This is a genomic window from Kluyvera sp., from assembly GCF_047971185.1.
Classification (GTDB): Bacteria; Pseudomonadota; Gammaproteobacteria; order Enterobacterales; family Enterobacteriaceae; genus Kluyvera.
In genome coordinates, this window is sequence record NZ_JBKDZH010000130.1 from 1 (window position 1) to 4702 (window position 4702).

The 4702-nt window shown below is 54.8% G+C and carries 3 protein-coding genes and 1 tRNA gene; all 4 read left to right on the forward strand.

Annotated elements, in window-relative coordinates:
- Positions 1 to 94: 94 nt before the first annotated feature.
- Positions 95 to 171: transfer RNA gene (locus tag ACK5JN_RS23805), tRNA-Met, on the forward strand.
- A 207-nt stretch (positions 172 to 378) separates the two neighbouring features.
- Positions 379 to 831, forward strand: a complete 453-nt coding sequence (gene rimP, locus ACK5JN_RS23810; protein WP_064541967.1) for a ribosome maturation factor RimP — start codon at positions 379 to 381, stop codon at positions 829 to 831.
- A gap of 27 nt (positions 832 to 858) precedes the next feature.
- Entirely contained in the window at positions 859 to 2361 is a 1503-nt protein-coding gene (gene nusA, locus ACK5JN_RS23815; RefSeq protein ID WP_416872405.1) for a transcription termination factor NusA, read from the forward strand.
- Between the two features lie 24 nt (positions 2362 to 2385).
- On the forward strand, positions 2386 to 4702 hold a 2317-nt coding region (gene infB / locus ACK5JN_RS23820), incomplete at its 3' end, for a translation initiation factor IF-2 (protein ID WP_416872406.1).

A 4702-nucleotide genomic window follows, 5' to 3' on the forward strand; every position in this document is an offset into this window, starting at 1 on the left:
AATACGCGCAGATTTTACGTCCCGTCCTCGGTACCAAATCCCAGCAGTATTTGCATCTTTTACCCAAAACGAGTAAAATTTGCCACGTTTCAGGCGCGGGGTGGAGCAGCCTGGTAGCTCGTCGGGCTCATAACCCGAAGGTCGTCGGTTCAAATCCGGCCCCCGCAACCACTTTCCCTTAGAGTTCTTTTTCAAATATACTGTGAAGACTATGGCCTTCGTAGCTGGATTTGAAAAAAATTCTTTCGGAAGGTTCGCCGAACCGCAGGAGCGGTTATAGGGTTCAGTTATCGACAGCCCCGATTTATCGGGTTTTTTTGTTCTCTGACTACAGAATAACTGGGCTTTAGGCCCTTTTTTTATGTCTTGGGGGTGGATTTGTCCACATTAGAGCAAAAATTAACAGAGATGATTACAGCGCCGGTTGAAGCCTTAGGCTATGAACTGGTCGGCATCGAATTTATTCGCGGTCGCACATCCACACTGCGCATCTATATTGATAGTGAAGATGGCATCAATGTTGATGATTGTGCTGATGTGAGCCACCAGGTAAGTGCGGTAATGGACGTTGAAGATCCGATTACCGTGGCTTACAACCTGGAAGTTTCCTCTCCGGGCCTCGACCGTCCGATGTTCACCGCTGAGCACTATGTGCGTTTCCTGGGTGAAGAGGTGACGCTGGTCCTGCGCATGGCGGTACAGAACCGTCGTAAATGGCAGGGCATTATCAAAGCGGTAGACGGTGAGATGATCACTGTGACAGTCGAAGGCAAAGATGAAGTGTTCGCGCTGAGTAACATCCAGAAGGCGAACCTGGTTCCCCACTTTTAACAGTCTGGATTGAGGTGAAAGGCCCCGATGAACAAAGAAATTTTGGCTGTTGTTGAAGCCGTCTCCAACGAGAAAGCGCTGCCGCGTGAGAAGATTTTCGAAGCGCTGGAAAGTGCGCTGGCAACGGCGACAAAGAAAAAATACGAACAGGAAATCGACGTTCGCGTTGAAATCGATCGTCGCAGCGGCGACTTCGATACGTTCCGTCGCTGGGTGATTGTTGAAGAAGTGACCCAGCCAACCAAAGAAATTACCCTTGAAGCCGCACGCTTCGAAGATGAAAGCCTGAACGTGGGTGAGTACGTTGAAGACCAGATCGAATCTGTGACCTTCGACCGTATCACCACCCAGACGGCGAAACAGGTTATCGTTCAGAAAGTCCGTGAAGCTGAACGCGCGATGGTTGTCGATCAGTTCCGCGACCAGGAAGGCGAAATCGTCACTGGCGTGGTGAAGAAAGTGAACCGCGACAACATCTCTCTGGAAGTGAAATCCGAAGGGATGGCCGGTAACGCTGAAGCGGTGATCCTGCGTGAAGACATGCTGCCGCGTGAAAACTTCCGTCCGGGCGACCGCATTCGCGGCGTACTGTACGCCGTTCGTCCGGAAGCTCGCGGTGCGCAGCTGTTCGTCACCCGTTCCAAGCCGGAAATGCTGATCGAGCTGTTCCGCATTGAAGTGCCGGAAATCGGTGAAGAAGTTATCGAAATTAAAGCCGCCGCTCGCGATCCTGGCTCTCGTGCCAAAATCGCGGTTAAAACCAACGACAAGCGTATCGACCCGGTCGGTGCTTGCGTGGGTATGCGCGGCGCGCGCGTGCAGGCGGTCTCTACCGAACTGGGCGGCGAACGTATCGATATCGTACTGTGGGACGACAACCCGGCGCAGTTCGTGATCAACGCGATGGCGCCGGCTGACGTGGCATCCATCGTGGTTGACGAAGACAAGCACACCATGGATATCGCGGTAGAAGCGGGTAACCTGGCGCAGGCGATTGGCCGTAACGGCCAGAACGTTCGTCTGGCCTCTCAGCTGAGCGGCTGGGAACTCAACGTGATGACCGTTGATGACCTGCAGGCGAAGCACCAGGCAGAAGCGCACGCGGCTATCGATACCTTCACCAAATATCTTGATATTGATGAAGAGTTCGCCACCGTGCTGGTAGAAGAAGGCTTCTCCACGCTTGAAGAACTGGCCTATGTGCCAATGAAAGAACTGCTGGAAATTGATGGTCTGGACGAAGCGACCGTTGAGGCGCTGCGTGAACGCGCGAAAAACGCCCTGACCACTCTGGCACTTGCCCAGGAAGAAAGCCTCGGTGACAACAAACCGGCTGACGATCTGCTGAACCTGGAAGGGTTAGATCGCGCACTGGCTTTCAAACTGGCCGCTCGTGGCGTTTGTACGCTGGAAGACCTCGCTGAACAAGGCGTTGACGACCTGTCTGACATCGAAGGGTTAACCGACGAGAAAGCGGGTGAGCTGATTATGGCTGCGCGTAATATTTGCTGGTTCGGCGACGAAGCGTAATAAACTGTAGCAGGAAGGAACAGCATGACAGATGTAACCGTAAAAAAGCTGGCCGCAGAGATTGAGACCTCGGTAGATCGCCTGGTACAGCAATTTGCTGACGCTGGCATCCCGAAGTCTGCTGACGACTCTGTGTCCGCACAAGAGAAGCAAACCTTACTGGCGCACCTGAACCGTGAAAACGGCTCTGCGCCGGATAAGTTGACTTTGCAGCGCAAAACGCGCAGTACTCTCAACATTCCAGGTACCGGTGGAAAAAGCAAATCGGTACAAATCGAAGTCCGCAAGACACGCACCTTTGTGAAACGCGATCCGCAAGAGGCTGAACGCCTGGCCGCGGAAGAGCAGGCGCAGCGTGAAGCGGAAGAGCAAGCCCGTCGTGAAGCTGAAGAAGCAGCTAAACGCGAGGCGCAACAAAAAGCTGAACGTGAGGCCGCAGAAAAAGCTAATCGTGAAGCCGCTGATAAAGCGAAACGTGAAGCTGCGGAAAAAGACAAAGTGAGCAATCAACAGACCGACGATATGACAAAAACCGCCCAGGCTGAAAAAGCCCGCCGTGAAAATGAAGCTGCCGAGCTGAAGCGCAAAGCGGAAGAAGAAGCGCGTCGCAAGCTTGAAGAAGAAGCCCGTCGCGTTGCGGAAGAAGCGCGCCGCATGGCAGAAGAAAACGAGAAAAATGGTGTGAATAACGCTGAACCGACTGAGGACACCAGCGACTATCACGTCACCACTTCTCAGCATGCTCGCCAGGCTGAAGACGAAAACGACCGTGAAGTAGAAGGCGGCCGTGGCCGTGGTCGTAACGCCAAAGCCGCGCGTCCGGCGAAAAAAGGCAACAAACACGCCGAATCCAAAGCCGATCGTGAAGAAGCGCGCGCCGCTGTTCGCGGGGGTAAAGGCGGCAAGCAGCGTAAAGGTTCCGCACTGCAGCAGGGCTTCCAGAAGCCGGCTCAGGCCGTTAACCGTGACGTTGTGATTGGCGAAACCATCACCGTTGGCGAACTGGCTAACAAGATGGCGGTGAAAGGTTCTCAGGTCATCAAAGCGATGATGAAGCTGGGTGCCATGGCCACCATCAACCAGGTCATCGACCAGGAAACCGCACAGCTGGTTGCCGAAGAGATGGGCCACAAAGTTATCCTGCGTCGTGAAAACGAGCTGGAAGAAGCGGTAATGAGCGACCGTGACACCGGCGCTGCGGCTGAACCGCGCGCACCGGTTGTGACCATCATGGGTCACGTTGACCACGGTAAAACCTCTCTGCTGGACTACATTCGTTCAACGAAAGTGGCCTCTGGCGAAGCGGGCGGCATTACCCAGCACATCGGTGCATACCACGTTGAAACCGACAACGGTATGATCACCTTCCTCGACACCCCGGGCCACGCCGCGTTTACCTCCATGCGTGCTCGTGGTGCGCAGGCAACGGATATCGTTGTGCTGGTTGTCGCCGCAGACGATGGCGTGATGCCGCAGACTATCGAAGCAATCCAGCACGCGAAAGCGGCAGGCGTGCCGGTCGTCGTTGCAGTGAACAAAATCGATAAGCCGGAAGCCGATCCGGATCGCGTTAAGAACGAACTGTCCCAGTACGGCATCCTGCCGGAAGAGTGGGGCGGCGAGAGCCAGTTCGTCCACGTATCTGCAAAAGCGGGTACCGGTATCGATGAACTGCTGGACGCTATCCTGCTGCAGGCTGAAGTGCTTGAGCTGAAAGCGGTCCGTAACGGCATGGCGAGCGGCGCGGTGATCGAATCCTTCCTGGATAAAGGTCGTGGCCCGGTTGCAACCGTTCTGGTACGTGAAGGTACTCTGCACAAGGGCTATATCGTTCTGTGTGGCTTCGAATACGGCCTCGTTCGTGCGATGCGTAACGAACTGGGTCAGGAAGTGATGGAAGCGGGTCAGTCCATTACGGTGGAAATCCTCGGCCTGTCCGGCGATCCGGCTGCCGGTGACGAATTGACCGTCGTGCGTGACGAGAAGAATGCGCGTGATGTTGCACTGTATCGTCAGTGCAAATTCCGTGAAGTTAAGCTGGCTCGTCAGCAGAAATCCAAACTCGAGAACATGTTCGCCAACATGACCGAAGGCGAAGTTCACGAAGTGAACATCGTACTGAAGGCCGACGTACAGGGTTCCGTGGAAGCGATCACCGACTCCTTGCTGAAACTGTCTACCGACGAAGTGAACGTGAAGATCATCGGTTCTGGCGTAGGAGGTATCACCGAAACCGACGCCACCCTGGCTGCGGCGTCCAACGCCATCCTGGTTGGCTTCAACGTCCGTGCTGACGCTTCTGCGCGTAAAGTTATCGAAGCTGAAAGCCTGGATCTGCGCT

Excerpts from the sequence above, each read along its gene's own strand:
- nusA (WP_416872405.1), top strand. The coding sequence starts at position 859 with ATGAACAAAGAAATTTTGGCTGTTGTTGAAGCCGTCTCCAACGAGAAA.